Below are 22,412 nucleotides of genomic sequence, written 5' to 3'. Positions count from 1 at the left end.
GAATCAAAGCCCCTGCGAAATTAGTTGAAGCATTCCAGATTACGACAGCTTGTAAAGTTTTACCGTCATGGTGAGACCTATTATTTCTCCAATCCCTATTTGCTCATATTGTTTACTCCCTCATCCCCAGGAATGGATGGAAGTTCCGGCTACAACGTAGCCTTTCATCGGTGACACTTCGTAAACTCACCTCCCGGGAATTTCAGGATCAAGACCTCCCTCCTCTTTCCATTTCAGAGGAAAGGACTGTCCGGCGTTACTCACCGCCCGTCTTCTTCTCTTCTACAGTTGATTTCATGGAAAAGCATGATCGCTAGGGCTGACAAACGCGCAATATTTTGGCCTCTAACATTGACCATTTTCCTAGCATTATGAGACATTCAGGCATCGAATCATTGGCTGACCCAATATTCCATTCATCAACGGTTATGATCGAAGGAGCACCGTTTCATGTCAAAAACCTTGAAAAAAAACAGCCTTGTCCTGACTGAGGGACCCGACCGTGCCCCCGCTCGTGCGATGCTCAGGGCCGTCGGCTTGACCGACGAAGACTTTTCCAGGCCCCTTATCGCGATCGCCAATACCTGGTCTGAAATCACTCCTTGCAATTATCATCTCCGCGATCTCGCAGCAAGTGTGAAGCAAGGGATTCGTGAGGCGGGAGGGACCCCTATCGAATTCAACACGATCGTGGTCTCAGACGGCATCAGCATGGGGACGGAGGGCATGAAAGCCTCCTTGATTAGTCGGGAAGTAGTGGCAGACTCCATTGAATTAGTGGTTCGAGGACATCTGTTTGACGGAGTCATTGCCTTATCAGGTTGCGACAAAACCATTCCGGGATGCGTGATGGCCCTGGCCCGTCTGAATCTTCCATCAATCATGCTCTATGGAGGCTCCATCATGCCTGGAGAATTCCATGGAAAACCTGTGTCGATCCAGGATGTCTTTGAAGCCGTCGGATCACACGCCAAAGGGAAAGTGACAACGGAGGAGCTGATTGAATTAGAACGCCGAGCCTGTCCAGGAGCCGGCGCGTGCGGTGGTCAATTTACGGCGAATACCATGTCAATTGCGTTTGAGTTTTTAGGAATTTCCCCAATGGGATTCAATGGCGTGCCAGCCCTCGACCCCAAAAAGCACCAAGTGGCCAAGGAATGCGGAAAAATCCTGATCAATCTCCTGAAAAATGATCTTCGCCCCAGGGATATTATTACTCGCTCCGCATTGGAAAACGCCATCGCGGCAATCGCCACTACCGGTGGATCCACCAATGGCGTTCTCCATCTTTTAGCCCTGGCACATGAAATGTCACTCCCATTAAATATTGATGATTTTGATACTATTAACCGCCAAGTCCCGCTCCTGGCTGACCTGAAACCAGGGGGTCAGTTCATGGCAGCCGACCTCTATCAAGCAGGAGGAACCCCGTTGGTGGCAAAGTGGCTTTTGGAATCTGGCCATCTCCATGGGGACCAAATGACTGTCACAGGACGAACCTTAGCTGAAGAAGCTTTCTCAGCCAAGGAAACTCCCGGTCAAAAAGTTCTCTTTTCCCCTTCTCATCCAATTAAACCAACGGGAGGGCTTGTGATACTGAAAGGCAATCTTGCCCCGGAAGGTTGTGTCGTCAAGGTAGCGGGGCATGCCAAATTAGCCCACCATGGACCCGCCAAAGTCTTCGATTGCGAAGAGGATGCGTTTCAGGCAGTCCAAAAAGGCAAAATCGTGCCAGGGGACGTGGTCGTTATCCGCTATGAAGGACCACAAGGAGGACCAGGGATGCGGGAGATGTTAGGCGTGACGAGTGCTATTGTTGGGGCAGGGTTAGGCGAATCAGTCGCCCTTTTGACGGACGGACGGTTTTCAGGAGCCACCTTTGGCTTCATGGCTGGACACGTCGCCCCAGAGGCCGCGAAAGGCGGACCAATTGCGGCAGTTCAAAACGGAGACCTGATTAATATCGACATTACTGCGCGACGTTTGGATGTTGAACTATCAGATCAAGACATTCAATCCCGTCTGGCAAAATGGAATCCACCGGCACCACGATATACAACCGGCGTGCTAGCCAAATATGCCAAGATGGTTTCCTCCGCATCTCTGGGAGCCGTGACTTCCTAACGATTCTCCTCAAGAGAGATGCGATTATTTTTTGAGGGGAATGTTCATCTTCTTTTGGGCAATTTGGACTGATTGAAAGGCCTTGTCCTTTTGCCCGAGTGCCGCTTCCTCTTCCACTTTTTCAAGGAAATCCTGTGGTCCGTGGACTGGGGCATACGTAAGGGTCACCACCACATCCATGGAAGGCGCATCCTGTGGGGTGGGAAACGTAAAGACCTCTACCCGCATTTCTTCAGGCTTAAGAAGGGTATCGTGTAAAACCTTTTTTGCCTCAAAATCAAAGACCGTCTCCTTTCCCTCCGTATTGCCAAACGTGCGCTCATAAAACCGTTGTTCGTTATAAACCTTTTTGAGATTTTTTCCAAAAATAGAAAGATCAACGACCACCCGAGACCACCCAGGATGCGGCAAAGGCAAATTATGTGGGACCAGGCTCTGAATATTGACCTGGACTTGAGAAGTTTCGGCGGAGGCTTCAGTCGAAAAGTCCAAGGTAACAGCATCCGCACGGACCTTTCCGAACCTACCAGGGAAGCTGTGATTGGCGACCTTCCTGACCTTCTCTCCATTTGCAGATTCATCAACTGCCTCTGGCATATGACAGGTTTGACAGGGTTTCCCACTGGTTTCAGCGTTAGTTTTTTCCCAAGACCCTAGCCAACCAGGAAGGTCCTTGGCAGAGTCCGTGATCTTTGGCAGGGAATCGTGACAGGTCACGCAGAATTTAGACTCTCGATAGAGTTCCAGCTTCTGTGATTGATGTGCCAAATTCTCAGCGGCTTTATCATATCCTCCAAAAATTGTTGTTCCCAATTGGAATGTTGGCGTTGGAGGATGCGAATTCATGTCTACATCCTGAATAAGATGGCATTGCGGACATCCAACTCCATCCATCCGTGGATCCTTTGATTGAACCTCTTTAATAAAATGAGGCAGATGGTCGCCATATTCAAGAATGTGCGGAGCGTGACAACGAAAACACATTGCATGGTCTTTTTTATCGGATGAAGCGAGAAATTTGTCCAGGGTTACCCGGAAAGCGGCAGTCACAATAGAACGCGATTGAGCCGAAGCTTCCCATTCATCAAAGACTCGAAGATGACAACGTTTACATTTTTCAGAATTGGGAAATGATTTTTCTATTGGTTTTTTGTTTAAAGACGATTCACTTGCCACAGAGGCCTGAGGAGGCATCGCCAGCAGAAAACATCCCAACAACAACAACAATATCCCCCCCCTCATAACTTCACCCCCGGGTGTTCTCTCTTTGTAGCTTTTGGTCATCAGACAATCCTTTTATGTTTTCCAACAAACAATCCGCAAGTTTTGACTGTCTATAAACTCATGGTGCGAAACGTGAGGAGCCGCGGGGAAGAATAATCTTTAATAATCCGTTCTGCCGTTTCCCGTTCTTTATCGGTGGCCAAGCCTTCGATGAATTTTGTGGAAAGAGCCTTAGATGGCTCGGGAATGAGAGAATAACTCACTGCAGCCTCAATCAGGGTAACCTCTGTACCTTGGGGAACTTTCAATGTAAATGGAATATGCCTGGTTGTACCTCCATTGACAAATGGTCTGGGGATCGGACCGCGAAGCAGTTCCTCAAATGTTCGGCCAAACCGTTCCTGGTATTGGTCGATAACCTGTCCATCTGAATTTTTGAGCGTAATCGTGACATAAAATTGCTTCAATACTGGATCGCCACCGGGAAATGTATGAGGCAAGGCACCATTCCGTAGCAGGACCTCTCCCTCAACCTGTCCATTGACCTTTTTAGCTTCAATATCCACCCTTGAAAACCATTCGGCCTGTAAATTCCTATTACTCAGCATAATCCCAGGAATCACAATACCTTGAAACCAATGTCTTCCGATTGGACGAGTGAGGGCTCCACGTTGAGAGGTTGAACTCCCCGTAGAACGCTCCATATGACAATCCTGACAAATCGTGCCTTTCAGAATTTCCCCAGGGATATCAGGTCGAGTGACGTCCTTAACTTTATCAAAATGGCAGGATGCGCAGTAATGTGCTCCTCGATAAATATCCGCCTGCGCAGAGGGATGCACGAGATTCTCATCTGGTTCGGCGTATGGTCCGTAAAGAATCGCCCCTGATTCAATTTTGAAAGTGGGATGTCCATAGGCATTTTCTTGGATCCCCGTAATGAGATGACAGGCACTACAGCTAATGCCTTCAATTTTACCCCGCTTTCCTCCCTTCATCACTTGATCAATAATCCGATCAGTGTGCTGTGGGAACACGGTCACCGCGGGAGCATGACAAGAAAGGCAACGAGTACGTTGTTCCTGATCGGGATCGGTTTGAAGCCACAGGCCCAAGACAGTTTTGAACACCGGTGAGGTGAGAGCTGTCCCATGGAGAAGAGCTCCATCCACCCGGCCAAAGGTCTTCAAATCCATGGTCTGCTCACGCATCCCCTTCCACTCTTCATAATGCCGGTCATGACATTGTTTGCATTGTTCAGAAGGGATAAAAACCTGCTCAATTTCCTCAATCCAGGATTCATCTCCTTCACCAATAACTGAGCTAGGCTGTTGACCAAGCCCGACTCCAGACAAACAGAAAATCCCTAATATTGCCGTTAAAATCCATCGGTTTTGCAAGGATGCTATTTTCAACAACCCAAAATTTTTATTAACCAGATTTTTCATGCAAATGGTTTAATCCTGAAGGATTCGTACAAAATGGAAATTAAGCCCGCCGGTAACCCCTTGATTCTCTGGATCTGCAGGTTCATAGGTGGCGACAGTAAAATTCTTTGTGGGGAGGGTCTGTTCCAAGGCCGTCCCCAAATCTACAAGAGATTTAATTTCATACTTATCAACTTCCTTTATGATCGCTTTCACCTTTATTCCTGATAATTCGGCAGGAGACCCTCCTATGACGGCATATACGACAACCCCTTCAGCTTTGGTCAATCCAAGAATTTTCTTGATTTCCTCGTCTACTTCCCCCACATCAATTCCAAATTGTTCGGCCAATATCAGGGCTTTTTCTTCGGTCATATTCTCATTTGGAAGCTGACCAAATGTCTCTGCTTGGAGGGCGATCAATCCAAGCCACAGACACAAAATACCTAAAAAAATTCGCATCCCACCTATAGATCTCATCCTTTTCATTTCTAAGATTCTCATGATGACCTATGCGTGGATTCCATTGCTCCAGGCCCATTTTGTGATAGTGGAACTGGATCAATGAGTAATTGCATCCAGGAGGCAACAGACTTTTGCCCATTCCGCTCCTTATTTTCTCCATTCCAAACCGCAAAGGCTATAGCTTGCATTCGCCCAGGAACCAGCATCGCTTCATTGTCCAAATCATCTCCAGTGGAGGTCAGGGGCCGTTTCATGACCACTCGCCATAAACCGTTTTTCCACTCCGCTTGCCCTTGAATGCGTCCCTGCTGTTCCTTGCTCGTTAGGGTGCTAAACCCCCCTCCTACGAGGTCCTCGACCGATGAGGGCCGACGCGGGATCACTTCAAACCGACGAGGACCTGATTTCTCACGCTTAGATTCTTTGGCTCGCTCGGCACGTCGGTCCACATCGCTCTGCCAATCCGCTTTCCAATGCCAAATATTCACATAATGATCGAGTTGGCCCATGCAAAAAAAGGCGGGGGCATCTCCCAGTGGAAGAGCCAATGCAACCCCATCCCTGAAGACCCCAGGCGTCAACGATTCATTAATTGTGGCATCTTGCCATTCCAGTAAAAACGCAATGTCTTTTCCGTTATGAATTGATCGGATGGAGAGAGCTCGTGCACTGGGCTCCGGCCAAACCGGTCTGGTAATGATTTGGCCACTGAGAGGAACAGGTAGAGGAGCCACGGACTCCCACGCGGAATCGGAAGGATGAGTAGGAACTTCCCCTTTTGAAAAATGCGCAAGGACAACCATTCCCTGTGAACTGACAAGGGGGACTTGATACCAAGTCAATCCAAATAAAACCACCACAGCAAAAACCACGAACAAAGCAATCCGTTTTTTGGCGTGAATTGTGCTCAATACTTGGTTCCCTTGGAATTCTTAAAGATTCAATACCAATGATAATTCAAAAATAAAAAAATCAGTCCATTCTCGAACACATCTTCTGGACGATCATTTTCTATTTGAGTGCATGGTTCTCGAATAACTGCATTTCCCCATTTTAAATGCAGAGCGATACGGAGTACAAACCGGGAAGAAAGTTTCAAGAGTTTCGACCAAAAATGGCAACTGGGAAATGACTGAACTCCGCCAACAGGATGGGGGGGAGAAGAAAAACGAATAATATAGCCTTGAACCAATACGTGGGGCAGCAAATTATTTATCTCACTGGGGTAAGAATGGCTCCACCGAATTCAGGCAATTTCTATTGAAAAATCAACTTAGCCTCGTTATCGCAATTTCAATCGACGGATTTTATTTTCATTTCGTTCACAAATATACAAATACCCCTGTGAGTCCAAGGTTAAGCCAGCTGGAGTGTTCACTATCGCCTCTACGGCAATGAGGCCATCACCATGCTTCAACATCCCAGCATCTTCTTTTGCCACAAAGCGAGCAGCACCGCACCCACCCATATTCTTATCATCATAGCCACTATCCCCATTTCCCGCGATGGTAGTAATCACACCGGTCTGGCTATCAACTTTACGAACCCGGTGATTCATCGAGTCGGAAATATAGACATTCCCCTCTGAGTCTACCACAGCGCCTTCAGGGACATTAAGCATGGATTTCACCGCTAACTTTCCATCACCGTCAAACCCATAGCGGCAGATTCCAGCCACGGTGGACATCGTGCCAGTTTTCCGATCTAGCTTTCGAATGCGGTTTGTTCCCTTATCCGTGATATACAAATCCCCATGCCGGTCCACATCGATATCAACCACATCGTACAATTTGCACTCTAAAGCAGACTTGCCATCGTCAAGATATAACGATAAATCCAGTCCATCTGAACACCGCGGCCTCAATAAACCTTCATCATTGCTAAAATCAATCCCTATCGCATCGCCGGACAGGACAATAAGATTTTGGGCCGTCAAGGGACTCACACGCTCATCATCTTCTGCCGTCCAACAACCAGCAATTGTCGTAATCATTCCTGTCTGAGGATTATAATGCCGAATGCGATGGGCTTGCGTATCTGCAATATAAAGATGATCCTGATCGTCAATGGCTATGGCTGCCGGATACGTTAAATTGCGTTCCAGTGCTGGCCCATCACCATTAAATCCCCACTGACCCGTACCAACGATGGTTGTAATAATTCCAGAATCCGCGTCAATTTTTCGAATTCGATTGCTACCTGAATCACAGACATAAATATGATTCTGTGAATCACACAAGACATCTAATGGAAGATAGAGCCCAGCTTCCCCACATGGCCCGTAATCGCCGCTATAACAGGTCTCACCAGTCCCAGCGAAGTTATGCAACAGCCCAGTCTCCATGTCCACTCGCCTGATTCGGTCAGACCCAGATTCCGCAATGTAGAAAAACCGCCCATCCCGATCAACGGTGACATGGTTAGGCAACGGAATTCCAGATTTGACGGCTCGCTTGCCATCCCCTGTGCTCCGTGATTTTCCGTTGCCGGCGAAGGTTTCAATTACCCCGATTTCCAACGCGGTCTCTATGCTCATAGAAGATTTACCCTTTATGGTTATTCCGAAAACAATCTGGTTCGACGACCACTACGAAAAAGACTTTTGCCCCATTGCCGTTTAAGCAAAACTAGGCTTTAGAAGAGGCAGGAACCTGTTCTTGTGGAGCAGGGTGTGCTCCCTCCGTTTGGATTTGGGGAACCGTTTCAGTCTGGACAGTTTGCATAGGCTGTGAAATTTGTGCTTGAGGATTGCCATGGTTGGCTGAGGCCGTGTTTTCGGCCTGGGTTTGGGGGTCCAGGTCATACGCCTCTGCCTCATGGACAGATTTTTTGAAACCTTTAATCGCTTTTCCAACCCCTTCGCCCAATTGCGGCAATTTCCCCGCCCCAAAAATGATCAGCACAATCATGAGGATGAGAATTAATTCTGTAAATCCTAAGCTTCCGAACATGGTACCTCTCCTTGTTGGGGTATCACTTTTTTACCATTTCTCTCGAACGCTTGCTAAACCGATCTTTGAGACGATTTCTGGCCTCTTCCGCTTGCTCAAACATCTTACACTTTTCATAGGTGTTAATCAGATTATAATAGGCCAATGGTTCATCAGGATTATTTTCAACGGCATCTTCCATTATTTTAACTGCCAGATCGGATTTCTTGAGATTTAAGGCAATTTCCATAAGCTTAAAACTCGATTCCAAATTACTTGGATCAAACTGGAGTACTTTCATATAAGCCTGCATTGCCATGTCTAACGTATTAAAGTCGGAGATATTAGGGTCATCTAATTTTTCATAGACTCCGGCCAAATTATACCAGGCAATGGGATCCTCAGGTGAAATTTCAATCAGACGTTCGAAATACTCCTTGGCCTCTAAAAATGCATTTTTATCATTATAGAGTCGGCCGACATTAAAAAGAGCAAGTACATCATAGGGGTTTAATTCCAATGCTCGTTTAAATTGAGCCGTAGCCTCCTCCAGCATCCCCTTCGTTCCATAAATCGTTCCAAGGTTCGAATAGTACATGGCCAGAGACCGATCCATTTCTACCCGAATGCCTTCTGCCATCTCAATCGACTTCTTTACTTCTGCCAAAGCTTCATCCATCCGGCCTTTATTGAAATAGAGCTCGCCCAATCGACACCGTGCTTGGAAGTCGTCCGGCTCCTCGCTCAACAACTTTTCAATCTCTGCAATTTCCTCATCAACCGTTAATGGGCGTTCTTCTGTGGTCGTCTCGCCAGACTGCGGTTCCATCGTTTGGCTTGCAGCACTTTGTTCTTCCATTGCGTGTGTCCTAACTACTGTGTTTGCCCGTAAACGGGACGAATTGGTTGATAGACTACCCCTTCTTGGGCTTTCTTACGAAGCTTTCCCAAAGTTCCTTTTTTATCAATATTTAGCAACATTAACCCAAGCACTACCATCAAGGTCAAATGGGATAATTGGAGCGCATAGCCAGCCATAAACATGAGTCCCAGCCCATATCCTGCTAACCGACCGATCAACACCAACTTAATCACGGTATACGCCCAACAGGTAAAGCCCAACACATAAAATGCAAAGGGAAGATAAAAGGTATAGCCCATTCCCATTTGAAAAATCCAGCCTATCCCCTCGCCAGCCTTTCTGACCTCTTTCGCCACTTCAGGATTCCAGAGAGAAAGGAAAAAATCCATGAAAAGTAGGGCTAGAAAGGCACTCCCCCCGCTAATAACCAGGGTTAACCCCCATCGGCGCTGTTGCTTGTTTTTGGTGATGATCGACGTGGTCCCATAGGCCCAAAACACCAGAATGCTTGAAAGCACCATTAATGCCTCCCCAAGCCTATTACCTTCATGCACCAGGGGTGGGGCATCAAAAATATTGAGCCATCCATAAGTCGTTGACATCGTCTGATAATACAACCATCCGCTAATCCCAAGGAAAAAAGTACCCACCATGAGCCGTTGGCTCAACACCCGGTGAGTAGCCCAGTATTCCAAAACAAGAAAAACAAGCAATCCAAACGCCAAAACATTATAGAAAATCGTTCCGACCATAACCGGAGGAAAGAGTAAATAGCCCACCGTACAGGCTACCAATAAGGCCGCCAATGGAATAACGAACTTATCCCATTCTCCCACCCAAAGCTTTGTCCGTATTTTTTGAACCAGCAAAATCCCTAAAATCAGAAAAACCAGAATCGCAGTCATATTCAATAGTACAAACCCTAAGGAAGAGAGCGTGCGAAATCCTATTCTAACCGCTTCATATTTTTCGGCTAACTTGCCAAGGTGCATACCCAACCGTGAAACCAGCCGATACAGCACCAATTCAAAAAAGGCTGCAAACAACAAACTCTTGAGACCCCATTCAAAAAGAAGCCCGGGGCCGTCTATTCTTTCTTGGCTCTTTCCAGTAGTAGAAATCATATTTTTGTATATTAGAAATTGAAGCGCATGTGTGTATTGAGATGGCTAGATTTTCATCCCAGATAATTTCTAAACCCTAGAGGGTTCCACCTCAACCTGTTTGTTATGGCGGGTGATATATAGCAACCCATCCGCCATGGAGTAATTAAATGGTAATTCACACACAACTTCACTGATCTTTTCATACACGTATTGGTACACTTTTTCAGCTTGCTCCGGAGTCATGCCTGATTTTACTTCATAAAAGAACCCTAAGCTCAGATCTTCCGAAGCTGGCCGCATTATTCGTTGAATCCCATATCCCCCAGGATCACTCATAATGGGGGCTTCCTTTTCTAGATCAAACAGACAAGGTTGACAGGAAAATCCATAGGAAGAATGCAGCTTTGTATTATTGACAATAAAATTCAATGTTTCCAAGGACTCTTCTTCCGTTTCAGTCGGAAATCCCACGATCACGTAGCAATGCACCGCAATTCCAAGGTCAACACAATCGGAACAGATTCGATCAACATTTCCTTGCGTAATCCCCTTCACCATAAAATCCATCAGCCTGGCATTATAGGTTTCCAATCCAAAGACAATTTTCTGACATCCTGCCTCACGCATGGAGGCCAGTAACTCACGAGATAAATTCTTCTCAAATCTCAACTCGGCCGTCCACTGTAAATCCAACCCTCGATGAATGAGTTCCTTACACAACCGTTTAGTTGGTGAAAGTGCCAGGCACTCATCAGTAAAGAAAAAATACGGTGTTTCATATTTATTGGATAAGGCTTCCAATTCATCAACAACTTTCATCGGATCCTTTTGACGAAAATTCTGATGATCTAAAGTCAGTGCACAAAAAGCGCAATCCTTATAATAGCACCCTCTAGAAAATTGTACTGGCAACACCGTATGGGGCGCTAAATATTCTCCCAAAGGAAACCCATCATAATTCGGTGCTGGATGCTCCGCGAGGTTTTCCGAGTAAAATGGCTGATTCACAATGATTTTTCCATCTTGCCGCCAAATGAGATTTGGCACTTTACTGAAATCTCTTTTTCCATCTAACTGATTTATCAGTTCCAACAGGGCTGTTTCTCCTTCAAAAACGATGAAATCATCAGTCAATTGGAATAGCCGATCACATCGCCTGAGATTATCAACCAACCTGGTGAAAATACTTCCCCCGACGGTTACATGAACATCAGGATGAATTTCCTTAATTAATTTACAAAGGGTTAACCCAGGGATAATCTGTGATGTTGCGGTAATGGAGACCCCGACAAAGTTTGGAAGGTCTTCACCAAAGGCAGGAAGAAAGAATTTCCGGTAAAGATCAAGATAGGGGTTTTGGCTTTCATCATGGATAGCTTGAAGAATTTCGCGTGAAGAATAGATAGAATACGCAAATTGGTTGTCAACTACCGTCAGCCTGGTCGGGAAATATAGGGAAGAGACAACTTCCAACCACCGATCAATCAAAAAGAGGCATTCTCGGTACCGCTCAAGATCATAAAATTCTTCACTACGCAAGGAGGCTTTAACTGGCTCGATTTCATCTATTAAATAAGGAAAACGATCAAGGGATTCCACCACACGAGCGTAATGCTCCCTACTCCCATAGCCGGTTTCTCCAGAAACGGACTCTTCCAGCTTTTTCACCAAATCAACTAACCGCGGATGAATATCCAACCCAAAACCTTTAGTTAAGACCCTATCAAGTAACTCAATATTTAAATCACGTTGCTGATGAACAGGAACACCGGATTTTTCAAGAAAGGCTGAAAGGCAGGGCACACTCAAATAGGGCTGTGAGGGATGCCAACTTGGAGGGAATAAAAGTGAAATTTTCACAATGCGGCTCCCAGGTAATGGGGATAATAAGAAACGCGAAGATTGTCTATTTTAAATTTATACACGTCGCATTCTCTTCAATGCAACAATTGGCCACTCCCTATCAGACAAATTTTTATTTCATAAGGAGTAGATGTTTATTAAAAAAAAACCTCCGGTAATTTTCCCCATTACTGGAGTCCATTACCGGAGGTTTTCAAACCCAATCAAAGTCCTAAAGGAAAATGGACCTGATCCAGAAAAGGCTGGAACTTAGTTTGGCATTTGAGCCGTGAACCAAGTGGAAATCCCTTTCATTCCGTTTCTTTCTACGTTGGAACCGTCCCAGACTGCAAAAGCTACCGGGAAGCTGGCACCTGCCGCGAATTGAACATCATTGGGGTCTTGGGTTTTGAGGCTCCGCTTCATAACCACCCGCCAGGTTGGACCGCTGCAGCAGCCACCCTTCAATGATCCATACGGCTCCCATAATCCATTTCCCACCACGTCTTGTGACGCTTGGGTGGTCAACGTGCTAAATCCATTTGCATTCAAATCTTCGACTGATCCCAACCGCAGGTTAGGATCTGACATAATGTTGCCAGACCAAATTCCTGGGTTAAATGGCCCAAGGCTCCGACCAATTCGGTCAGGATAGGTCACACCACCAGCTGGCTCTTCATAGTAATAATCCCAGGCAATGGATGGATATTGATTGTCAACATCCCACATGCCTGCTACGCCAGCACCAAGATCTTTTTGCCATTCCGCATTCCAACGCCATATGTTGACCGTCCCACCAGACTGTCCCATACATTGGAATGGAGGAGCCCCTGCAGATTGCACAGGGAATTGCACCGCCACTTGATCCCTGAAATCTTGAGGACCAATGGTGGTATTATTTAATGTTTGATCACCCCAGTTGGCCCAAACTCCGATTTCTTCGCCATTTGTTGCCATTTTGATCATCACAGTTTTCACTGAGATGTTCGGATGCATTGGGGTCGTTATCGTCTGCCCACTTAATGGAGCAACGATTCCAGGCACTGATTCCCATACAGGATTTGCCGCATCCATAGGGATTGGGCCAGTAATTTTGCCAACCGGAATCGTTACCGGTTGCGAGACGGCCAGCGGAATCTGTCCCATGGTCAAACCTACACAGACCACTAAGACAGACAGAAGAACGCCAAACACCAGTCGTTTGTTACGCGTCTGCACCAATCTCATAATGACGCATCCTCCTTTGATAAAAGATTAAAACCGAAAAGACAGTTAACTAACTGTTTCCTCAAACCTATCACCACTCAAAACAAAATTTAAAAATGACTTTTTCAAAAATTCACTAAGCATTATCTGATTGCTCGGATGCTCCACTTTCCTTATCCAAAAAGGCATCAGCCCCAACTTCACTCATAAGAAGGCTCAGTTCGTTCCCTTTATCTTGAGCTCCACATTCAAAGCTTTGACCTTCAGGGTTATTGTATGTTGCAGGGCGATAATCAGTTTCCGAATAAGGCTGAGGAGTTACCCCTAAAAATGCAATGTCGAAGGCCATCCAATTTGATGTGAAATCGGCCAAAATTTTATAAAAACCATAATCGGCTTTTCTAATTAACATTCCTGAAAACAAAGGCACCCATCGACCAATATGTTCTTTGACGAATTTCTTCTCCGCTTCAATGACGGTCTTAAGTTTTTCTGCTCCATCATGAAGAATGGCATATGATTCTTTATAGGCCAAATAATGCATAAATTCTAACTCTACACTTAAATGATCAAGACGCTCATGAATATCAGGAGAAAGCTGAAGGCCAAAGGCACTATAAAAACCAGAAATATCTCCCATTACGTATGACTGGCCAAACACATGATCATTTCCAAACAATGTTTCGTACGGCGGACAATCCAAGGCAATGACATTACTAAACACTCTTCGATGCTCATCACGTAAATCTTGGAGGCTCCAATTTTCCCCTTCGGATGATATCCAGGCTTCAATCGCATTAAAATTGCCGACCAATGCAGCAAGACGCTCCTGTGCCTCTTCTCCGCCTATACTTTGCAGTTCTTTTTTCAAACCCTCCAGGGCTAATTTCCCATCTTCAACAAATTCTCCACTTTGAAGATAATCCAAAAATTCCTCATCTTCTGGATACAGATAACCCCATGACACAAGAAGATAGAGCTTACTCCGACAAAGTGCTCGATCAACAGCTGGCGCATCCTTTGGAGATATCTTGACGGACTTTTCACTTCCGGAAACTGTCGTTCCGTTTTTTCCTGCTTTTTTCCCCTCTTTAACGCCTGATGTCATATTTCACCTAACTTTTAAAATTTTTCATTTCACAAGCTTTTGCTTCAATTAGGATCATCTCAGGACCATTTACACTTCATGAAAAAGGGATCAGATAATAGGACAACAGGCCTATGAAGTCAAGACTTCAATATCCCTCATAGCCCCACAGATTTCCAGAGTTTTTTATCATCCTGAATCCCCTACTCTTACCTTAAAAATCCACAAAAGACTCCCCCTTTATCCCTCCATCCATTTCCCATACCCCCAATCCAAAATTTCCATATTCGCATTTTTCTGTCCCAAAGGATTCCATCCATCCTAACGATGCCCTCGACCCATTACCTGGGAACAATTCGAATAGCTGTACGGTCATTTACCGTGCCACAGATATATTGGCATATTCCACAACCCACACATACCGAATCATCTACACGAATGTGATATGAGGAAAAATCCATCGAGAGAGCATCAGTGGGGCATTTAGAAACACAGGCATTGCAGCCGGTTCCTGCCGTACACATTTTTGCCCAAACTTTCGCCACGCCCATATTGACCTGAAAACTATCCTCAACCGGTAAAAGGGCTTCCGTAGTACACGCCCCAATACAAGGAAGATCATCACATAATTTGCATGGGGATTCTCCAGGATAGATAACGGGAGTGTCATTACTCGATAACACTTGAATGGCGTCGTGAGGACAGACTTCAACGCAATCAGCGCATCCGGTACAGCGCTCCAAAAACAACTTCTCCTCCACGGCTCCTGGGGGACGAAGCCATCCCGTTTTTTCAGGAACAGGCTGCTCCTTTTTTATCGGGGAAGGAGCATCTCTGTGCTTCACAAATTCATGAACAGTCGCGCCAATGGAAATTGCCGATTGTCGAAGAAACATTCTCCGACCTAATGTCGGATTAGATGAAGGCTGTCTTGGCTTATCGGATTCCGCCATTATGCCACTTTCAATAGCGTATAAACCAAATTGGACAAGAGGAAAGGCATTTTAAGAATTTATACTACTCCAGAAGCCCGCAGCTTATACACCTCGACACATCTGTCACAGGCCCCATACTCCACATCCCATCCTGGATGGTTTTCGCGGATATAATCTAAGACAAAGCCTTCTAGGGTCTCATCCATGTTTTCTACCCAGGTATAGGTTGGGAATCGACAAAGAGGGCAAGGGAACCCCGGGAGAAGCATGGGCTTGGTTGGCACATCAGGAACTTCACTGTCCTCAACCTCAATAGCCCTCTCGATAACTCGTATCGTATCCGAAGCCATCTCTACTAATTCAGCATGAGTGAGATAATCCGCCTGCCAGATCCCTTCAAACACGGATTCCACCTGACCGGGAAGAATCTTTCGATACCAGGAACGGAACTCCCGAAACCGATATTCCTTGGAAAACATCGGCTCTTTTCCTGTTCGGGCAATCCGGCTATCGACATGAAGGTTCCACAGCACACGGTAACGATTTAAAATCAAATGTTCTTCCCCGGGGTTCAACCCCACTTTTGTGTCAGGATCGTAACCAAAGGCCTCATCTAACATATCAGAAATATGCGTTAACTCATGTCGTAGGTAACGGGTAATGGCTGGATCATAAAATCGCCTGGGGATCAATTTAATTCCTACCCCTTTTTTCCCGGCCTCCTCAAATTTGCGGGATAATTTCTCCTCGACCACCCCCCATTTCCGGAGGACATCAACCCCTTCCTGATCTTCTTTTAATACTCCTCGCACCAATACAATCCCAGTTTTATCTCGCAAAACCGGAAAATCATCAAAAGCATCCCTGAGAATTTCAGCAAACCCCCATTTAGCAAATAAATGTTGATAGAGCCGCTTGAACTCCGGATCCCGGTCATCAAGAGAAAACTTCTCGTAAATGGGATCCGCAAACTCATGAAACTCATTAAAATAAGTCGGATCGCCCTCACGCTCAGTCTTTTCAGCAAACGAGTCAATCACCTCCTGAAGGAGGGCGGGTTGAAAACGAATTTCCATGAGAAAAACCTCCGTTTACCGCAAGATCACCACAAGACGAGTTTCATTTCTCGAAAGATGATCACCGTAATTATAAATTCGCATTGGATTTGGGAGGTAGCTATCTTGACTCCCTCGAAAAGCGCCGTTTAGTATCATAACTAGTTGAATTATAGGAATGAGTTTTCCCCTTTGGCAAGAGAATTCCCTTGATCCATTCCCGAGGTCATTTAACCGACCATTTATTGTCAATCTGTTTCCGAAGCGAGGAATTTCATGACCCAGCCGACAAGTCCTGACACACTAAGTTCCAATCCCGGGTTCATCCATAATCCAGATTTCCAACCCACGCCACTCATTGATTCACTCGCCTATTGGAAAAGCGGTGTTAGGGAACTGAAGTCATTTCGTGGTCACACACAGGAAATATGGTCTGTCTCCTTTTCCCCTGATGGCCTGACATTAGCAAGCGGAGGAAATGATCGTTTTATTAGGATTTGGGATATTGAAACCGGCCGTCTTCTTCGATCTCTACGAGGCCACACCCTTACCGTTCGAGAGGTCAAGCATAGCCCTGATGGGCAAATGATCGCTTCAGCAAGTGAAGACCGGACCATTCGGCTTTGGAATCCTCAAACAGGGGAATCACTTCGATTACTCTTTACTCGTTACGACCATGGCGTGACCAGCATTTCATTTTCCCCAGATGGCCTCATGCTCGCTAGGGCTGGCCAGAATAAAGACATTAAAATCTGGGAAGTAACCACAGGCACTGAACTCATGACGCTCCTTGGGAAAGACCAATATGACCATAATTGGAGCGTCTGCACAGCGTTTTCCCCGGACGGTATCCACCTAGTTGCTGGTACCGATGTCGGGAAAATTAAGCTCTATGAAGTTCTACCAAGCGGGGAAGAAAGAATTGTTCACAACGGCCATTGGAGAGATGATGCCGACGACGAATCGACCGAAAGTCGTGGTTTTTACGTAGACGACCAGGGCGGATTTCAAAAGCCCATGGAATATTGGATTGGGGCGCTCACCTTCACTCCTGATGGGGGCACCATGATTTCCGGAAGTCGCGACTGTACGATTAAGTTCTGGGACATGCCGACGATGGAAGAACGCCGCACACTTAAAGGCCACTCGGCATGGGTTAGAAATCTTCTTGTGACCCAGGATGGACAGGTGCTTATCAGCGCCAGTGATGATGGGACCGTCAAAATGTGGGATATTCAAACTGGGCGTCAGTTCAGGACGATTCGGTCACACAAGGGACCTGTCAGAGGGATTACCCTTTCATCTGATGGGAAATACCTTGCCACGGCTGGAAACGACCGGATCATCACCCTCTGGGAGGGTGGAGAATAATCTATTTTCCGACTAAGAAACCCTAAGGGGCAAGCACTCATGGCGCAGCTCTTTTCAAAAAAGGGCTGCGCTTTCAATCGTCATCCCGATCGTCCTTCTCAGAATTCGTGTCGTCGCATGCCCGAACAATCCCATACCGTTTACATTTTTCCCAAAGACCTTTTCTGGATAATCCCAAAACCCTCGAAGCCGTCATCCGACTCCACCCCGTTCGATTAAGTATTTCGAGAATATGCCCCCGTTCAAAATTTTCTCGCGCTTCGGCCAAGGTTTCCATCGCCCCGTTCTTCACCCCTCTCCTCCCCTCCTGGTCCCCGCAAAGCCCGCATCCTTTTTGCGGTTCCCCACCCGCATATGGACATCGACTCTGCCCACAGAGATCCCAAACCTGGATTTCTTGAGTGTGTTGTGCCAAAGCTAACGCACGTTCAATGGTATTTTCTAATTCTCTGACATTCCCCGGAAAGGAATACTGCAACAACACCTCGCGAGCTTGCCGTGACAAGGCTTTTGGTTCTTGGTGATTTCGACCTGACATCGTCTTCAAAAAATGCTGGGCAATCATGAATATATCTTCTCGACGTTCTCGGAGAGGGGGAAGCTGAACCGGCACCACATTCAATCGATAATAGAGATCCTCCCGGAATCGTCCTTGTTCAACTTCTTTCCGTAAATCCTTCTGTGTTGCACACACCAATCGCACATCCACTTCAATCGTGTCATTTCCCCCGACGCGTTCAAACTGCCGTTCCTGTAGGACACGAAGTAATTTAACTTGGACCAAAGGGGAAATTTCGCCGATTTCATCCAAAAAGAGGGTGCCCTGATGAGCAAGTTCGAATCGACCATGCCGTTGCCGGAGAGCCCCCGTAAACGCCCCTTTCTCATGGCCAAACAGCTCAGCCTCTAATAGCGTTTCCGGTAGCGCGGCACAACTCACTTTGACCAAAGCATGATTTCGGCGGGCGCTATTGGCATGTATGGCATTTGCGATCAACTCTTTTCCCGTTCCACTTTCACCAACCACTAATACCGTCGCGTCGGTGACCGAAACTAACTTGATCTTTTCCAGTACTTGGCGCATTCGCTCGTTTTTTCCCACAATCCCTTGAAAACTAAATTTCTTTTCCAATTCATCCCGTAAGACCCGATTCTCTTCCCGAAGAGCCACCACTGCACAGACTCGCTCCACACTCAACAACAATTCATCCATGGAAAAGGGCTTCGTGATGTAATCGTAAGCACCGCTTTTCATCGCATCCACAGCCGTGTCAACAGAGCCATGGGCAGTTATGACAATCACTTCCGTGCCAGGGCAATGCTCCTTACACTGTTTTACAATATGAAGGCCGTCCACACCTGGTAATCGCAAATCAGTAATCACCAAATTAAACCGGGAAGTCCGCAACCGCTCCAGTCCCTCCAACCCGGAACTGGCTTCTTGTACCACATAGCCGATCGCCTTCAGCGCATCCACCATAGAGACTCGCATCAAGGGCTCATCATCAATAATCAGGATTGAAGCGTGAGTCATGTGCCTACCTTCACAGGAATGCCCGAACGAGATCGAACCAATGGCATGCGAATGGTAAACCGAGTCCCTTTCCCCTCTTCACTGTCCACCAACATTTCACCTGCATGCCGCTGGACAATTCCCAAACTCACCGACAATCCCAACCCGGTCCCCTCGCCGGTCCCTTTCGTCGTAAAAAAAGGATCAAAAATATGAGGACGAATCTCTGGAGGTATTCCGCACCCAGTATCCTCAACCTCAATTTCATATCCATCTTCCTGTTTTCGAGTCCGCAACGTCACCTGGCCACCTTCTTTGAGTGCCTGAACCGCGTTCAGGACTAAGTTCATAATCACCTGCTCAATCATATGCGCATCGACCATCACCAAAGGAAGTGTCTCATCATAGAACTTACTCAACGTAGCATGTTTGACCAAAAATACATGCTCGGTCAATACCAGGACCCGGTCTAAAATTTGATGCAGATCTGTCATGGCTAATTCCGGTTCGCGTTGCTGAGAAAAATCCAGGAGCTGGCGAACGATACGTTGAACCCGTCGCAACCCATCCTCCATAAAATGCAAATATTCCTGAGATCGCTCAGGCGTCAACGTCCCTTTTCGGATATTGTATAAACAATTCAAAATTCCCCCTAACGGATTGTTGATTTCATGGGCAACCCCGGCGGCCAGCTTCCCAATGGACGCTAATCGCTCAGAATTCTGCACCTGGCGTTCCAAATGCTTGCGCTCCGTAATATCCCTGGCGATGCCCAAGACTCCTGTGTAGACGCCTGCATCATTGAGAAGCGGTGCCACACTCACCATCACCGCCCGCAACTCTCCCTCTCGACTCACCACCTCCACTTCGTAGACTTGCTTTGTCCCGAGATCCAATGTCTCTTTCAAATACCGTCCACGATACCGCTTGGAGAGTAACGAGAGATACGGCTTACCAATCAAGTCCTCTTTTCGATATCCCCAGGCATCAACTTTTCCATTGACATAAGTAAACCGTAAATCAACGTCCAAGGTATAAATCACGTCATTCGCATTTTCCAACAAACTTTCAATGTACAGTTTGGCTTGTTCAATTTCCCGAGTACGCTCAGAGACTTTCTCTTCCAAGACTTCATTGTATCGTTGTAGTTCAGCTTCAAACTTTTTATGCTCGGTTATATCTCGTAACTGGACCATGATTGAGGCTCTTCCTCCCATATCAATCCGAACGAGGTCCATCTCCACGGATTTCATCACGCCTTGCCGATCATAAACTTCAATCTCTGTCGTGGGCACCTTTGGCTCCTCACCGCTGACCCGATCTAACAAACTCTGACTGACGACTTGGAACGCCGGTGGCACAAGCTTCACAAAGGAAGCACCCTCTAAATCAGAAGGGACATACCCTAGAATATCCCGTTCACGGGCATTGACATCCAAGATCCGGCCTTCCGAATCGACCACAAAAATTGAATCGGCAGCCAAATTGAAAAGCGCCTTATATCCCGCCTCTGATTCAGACAATTGTTGGGTTCGTTCAGCCACAATCCCTTCCAGTTGGTTGGTATACCGCTCAACCTCACGCTCCAGAGCCTTTCGTGCTGTGATATCCCTCACAAATCCTCTCGAATACACCACCAAATGGGTTCCTGGATCCATCAAAGTCGTGGAATGAATTTCCACATCCATCACTTCACGCGATTGCGTCCGAAAGACGGTTTCGATGGAGCGAGCCCCGCCTAAGGCTAACCCTTGGACGTAGGCCTGCACCACTTCTTGTTGTTCCGCCGGAACAATATCCCAGAGCGACATCTCAAGCATTTCGGCTAGTGAGTATCCCAGCTTTTGCAACTCGGTCGTATTGACATGCACGAACCGCCCTGCAGGATCCAATTGATGAATCATTTCCGGAGCATTTTCAATGAGATCACGATATTTCTGTTCCAAACGCCCAATTTCATCAACTTTCTGATTCAACTCAAAAAACGAATGTTGAAGATTCTCCGCCATGGCATTAAATGTGTCAGCCAAACGTTCGATTTCATCACCGGAACGGATGGCAATCTTTTCCGAAAGATTCCCACTTCCAAATTGCTCAACTCCTTGGGATAAGACCTGAATGGGCTTCACAATCCGGCCAGCAACCACGACCCCCGCCCCCCACAAGATGACAAAAACGGCGATTCCATAGAAGATGACCTTGCTTAATAATTGATCCAGCGGAGCATACGTTTCGGCAGAGTCTTGACTGGTCAACATATGCCAGGACTTACCTCCAAAACTTTCTGGAGCAAGTGGCATCCCCAAGTGGAGAGGAGCATAGCCAACTATGGCATTCGGCATACCATGTGAATCCGGATCAGCAACCAACCACCCCACACCACCTTGTTGGAACGCACTGACCACATTAGAGGGCATCACATGCTCTTCCAAGGAAAATGCTGGGCAGAGAATTGGCATCCCATCAGAAGCAGTTAACATGGCATGACCTGTTTTCCCGGCCGCCACTTCAGAAATCGACCGAAATAACGAGTCTCTCCTCAGAAGAATACTAATGGCTCCCACTACATGCTGACGAAGATCGTCCCAAATAGGGACACCAACATTCAGGACATGAGTCCCAAACTCTGGATCAAATGACAAATCACTCACAAATGCTTGGGTTTCATGATGTTGAACGACCGCCTCCCACCAGAGACTGTTTCCATGGAAAAAATTGACTTGTGGGAAAGAGCTTAATACCAGCGCTCCTTGCGCATCGACCACAACTATGGCGAGATAATCCGATTTTCTGATCGCATGCCATTGAATCAGGTAGTCCGTGGCATATTTGTTCAGAAATACCGGAGACTCATCCAGACTGGATTGGATCCGCCAACTTTCCTGCCACTGTTGAATAAGGGCCTGAATTTCGTCTGGATTTTTATCAGCATAACTCCGGTTCGAATTTAGGACGGCACTTCGAATAAAGGGAATGGTGGCCAACTGTTGTGCTTCATTGATCCCACGAATAATCTGGGTCTCGACTTTACGAGCCACTTCCACGGCAATCCCCTTCATGGTGATACCGGCGGCTTCCCGTAGTGCCCGTTTTTCTTCAAAATAGGTGAGGAGAAGAGAAAGAATAAGGGGCAATAGACCGACCAGCACCATAGCCAGGATCGTCTTGCCCTTCAGTTGGAGGGGAAACCCAAAGCTTTTCACTTTGGCAACAATGAAAAATCCATAGAGAACATCTAACACCTATATTTTTCTACATTTTGGTG

At 46.6% G+C, this 22,412-nt stretch carries 17 protein-coding genes; 2 read left to right on the top strand and 15 right to left on the bottom strand.

Annotated elements, in window-relative coordinates; all coding sequences use genetic code 11:
* Nucleotides 1-450 precede the first annotated feature (450 nt).
* Nucleotides 451-2,124 (top strand): dihydroxy-acid dehydratase, encoded by a 1,674-nt coding sequence (gene ilvD / locus ACWHYD_RS04615; protein WP_447964746.1) that lies wholly within the window; start codon nt 451-453, stop codon nt 2,122-2,124.
* A gap of 24 nt (nt 2,125-2,148) precedes the next feature.
* Here the strand turns inward: ilvD and ACWHYD_RS04610 are convergent, their stop codons facing one another.
* The 13 genes from ACWHYD_RS04610 to ACWHYD_RS04550 form a co-directional block, all read right to left on the bottom strand.
* Entirely contained in the window at nt 2,149-3,366 is a 1,218-nt protein-coding gene (locus ACWHYD_RS04610) for a multiheme c-type cytochrome (protein WP_447964745.1), read from the bottom strand.
* Nucleotides 3,367-3,458: 92 nt separating this feature from the next.
* Nucleotides 3,459-4,796: a multiheme c-type cytochrome gene (locus tag ACWHYD_RS04605; protein WP_447964744.1), complete on the bottom strand. Its 1,338-nt coding sequence runs from the start codon at nt 4,794-4,796 to the stop codon at nt 3,459-3,461.
* A 9-nt stretch (nt 4,797-4,805) separates the two neighbouring features.
* Complete coding sequence (locus ACWHYD_RS04600; RefSeq protein WP_447964743.1) at nt 4,806-5,237, bottom strand: hypothetical protein; 432 nt, start codon at nt 5,235-5,237, stop codon at nt 4,806-4,808.
* A 38-nt stretch (nt 5,238-5,275) separates the two neighbouring features.
* On the bottom strand, nt 5,276-6,151 hold the full coding sequence (locus tag ACWHYD_RS04595; protein WP_447964742.1) for an ethylbenzene dehydrogenase-related protein: 876 nt from the start codon (nt 6,149-6,151) through the stop codon (nt 5,276-5,278).
* A gap of 371 nt (nt 6,152-6,522) precedes the next feature.
* Nucleotides 6,523-7,776, bottom strand: coding sequence for a hypothetical protein (locus ACWHYD_RS04590; RefSeq protein ID WP_447964741.1), 1,254 nt, complete (start codon nt 7,774-7,776; stop codon nt 6,523-6,525).
* A 91-nt stretch (nt 7,777-7,867) separates the two neighbouring features.
* On the bottom strand, nt 7,868-8,191 hold the full coding sequence (tatA, locus tag ACWHYD_RS04585; protein WP_447964740.1) for a twin-arginine translocase TatA/TatE family subunit: 324 nt from the start codon (nt 8,189-8,191) through the stop codon (nt 7,868-7,870).
* Between the two features lie 22 nt (nt 8,192-8,213).
* Nucleotides 8,214-9,029, bottom strand: coding sequence for a tetratricopeptide repeat protein (locus ACWHYD_RS04580; protein ID WP_447964739.1), 816 nt, complete (start codon nt 9,027-9,029; stop codon nt 8,214-8,216).
* A gap of 14 nt (nt 9,030-9,043) precedes the next feature.
* Nucleotides 9,044-10,156 (bottom strand): hypothetical protein, encoded by a 1,113-nt coding sequence (locus ACWHYD_RS04575; protein WP_447964738.1) that lies wholly within the window; start codon nt 10,154-10,156, stop codon nt 9,044-9,046.
* A 69-nt stretch (nt 10,157-10,225) separates the two neighbouring features.
* Nucleotides 10,226-11,998: a B12-binding domain-containing radical SAM protein gene (locus ACWHYD_RS04570; protein ID WP_447964737.1), complete on the bottom strand. Its 1,773-nt coding sequence runs from the start codon at nt 11,996-11,998 to the stop codon at nt 10,226-10,228.
* A gap of 252 nt (nt 11,999-12,250) precedes the next feature.
* Nucleotides 12,251-13,207: an ethylbenzene dehydrogenase-related protein gene (locus ACWHYD_RS04565; RefSeq protein ID WP_312643612.1), complete on the bottom strand. Its 957-nt coding sequence runs from the start codon at nt 13,205-13,207 to the stop codon at nt 12,251-12,253.
* A 115-nt stretch (nt 13,208-13,322) separates the two neighbouring features.
* Complete coding sequence (locus tag ACWHYD_RS04560) at nt 13,323-14,294, bottom strand: TorD/DmsD family molecular chaperone (RefSeq protein WP_447964736.1); 972 nt, start codon at nt 14,292-14,294, stop codon at nt 13,323-13,325.
* A gap of 320 nt (nt 14,295-14,614) precedes the next feature.
* Entirely contained in the window at nt 14,615-15,169 is a 555-nt protein-coding gene (locus tag ACWHYD_RS04555) for a 4Fe-4S dicluster domain-containing protein (RefSeq protein ID WP_447964735.1), read from the bottom strand.
* 116 nt (nt 15,170-15,285) lie between these two features.
* Nucleotides 15,286-16,284: a hypothetical protein gene (locus ACWHYD_RS04550; protein WP_447964734.1), complete on the bottom strand. Its 999-nt coding sequence runs from the start codon at nt 16,282-16,284 to the stop codon at nt 15,286-15,288.
* Nucleotides 16,285-16,539: 255 nt separating this feature from the next.
* On the opposite strand from ACWHYD_RS04550, the gene ACWHYD_RS04545 reads away from it, so the two are divergent.
* On the top strand, nt 16,540-17,634 hold the full coding sequence (locus ACWHYD_RS04545) for a WD40 repeat domain-containing protein (RefSeq protein ID WP_447964733.1): 1,095 nt from the start codon (nt 16,540-16,542) through the stop codon (nt 17,632-17,634).
* Between the two features lie 73 nt (nt 17,635-17,707).
* On the opposite strand, the gene ACWHYD_RS04540 is transcribed toward ACWHYD_RS04545, so the two are convergent.
* Together ACWHYD_RS04540 and ACWHYD_RS04535 are read right to left on the bottom strand one after the other, a co-directional pair.
* On the bottom strand, nt 17,708-19,168 hold the full coding sequence (locus ACWHYD_RS04540; protein WP_447964732.1) for a sigma-54-dependent transcriptional regulator: 1,461 nt from the start codon (nt 19,166-19,168) through the stop codon (nt 17,708-17,710).
* Nucleotides 19,165-22,389: a PAS domain S-box protein gene (locus ACWHYD_RS04535; protein WP_447964731.1), complete on the bottom strand. Its 3,225-nt coding sequence runs from the start codon at nt 22,387-22,389 to the stop codon at nt 19,165-19,167. The genes ACWHYD_RS04540 and ACWHYD_RS04535 overlap by 4 nt, the downstream gene beginning before the upstream one ends.
* Nucleotides 22,390-22,412 lie beyond the last annotated feature (23 nt).

This window comes from Nitrospira sp. Ecomares 2.1 (assembly GCF_965152585.1).
This window is presented reverse-complemented; position numbering and strand designations above follow the sequence as displayed.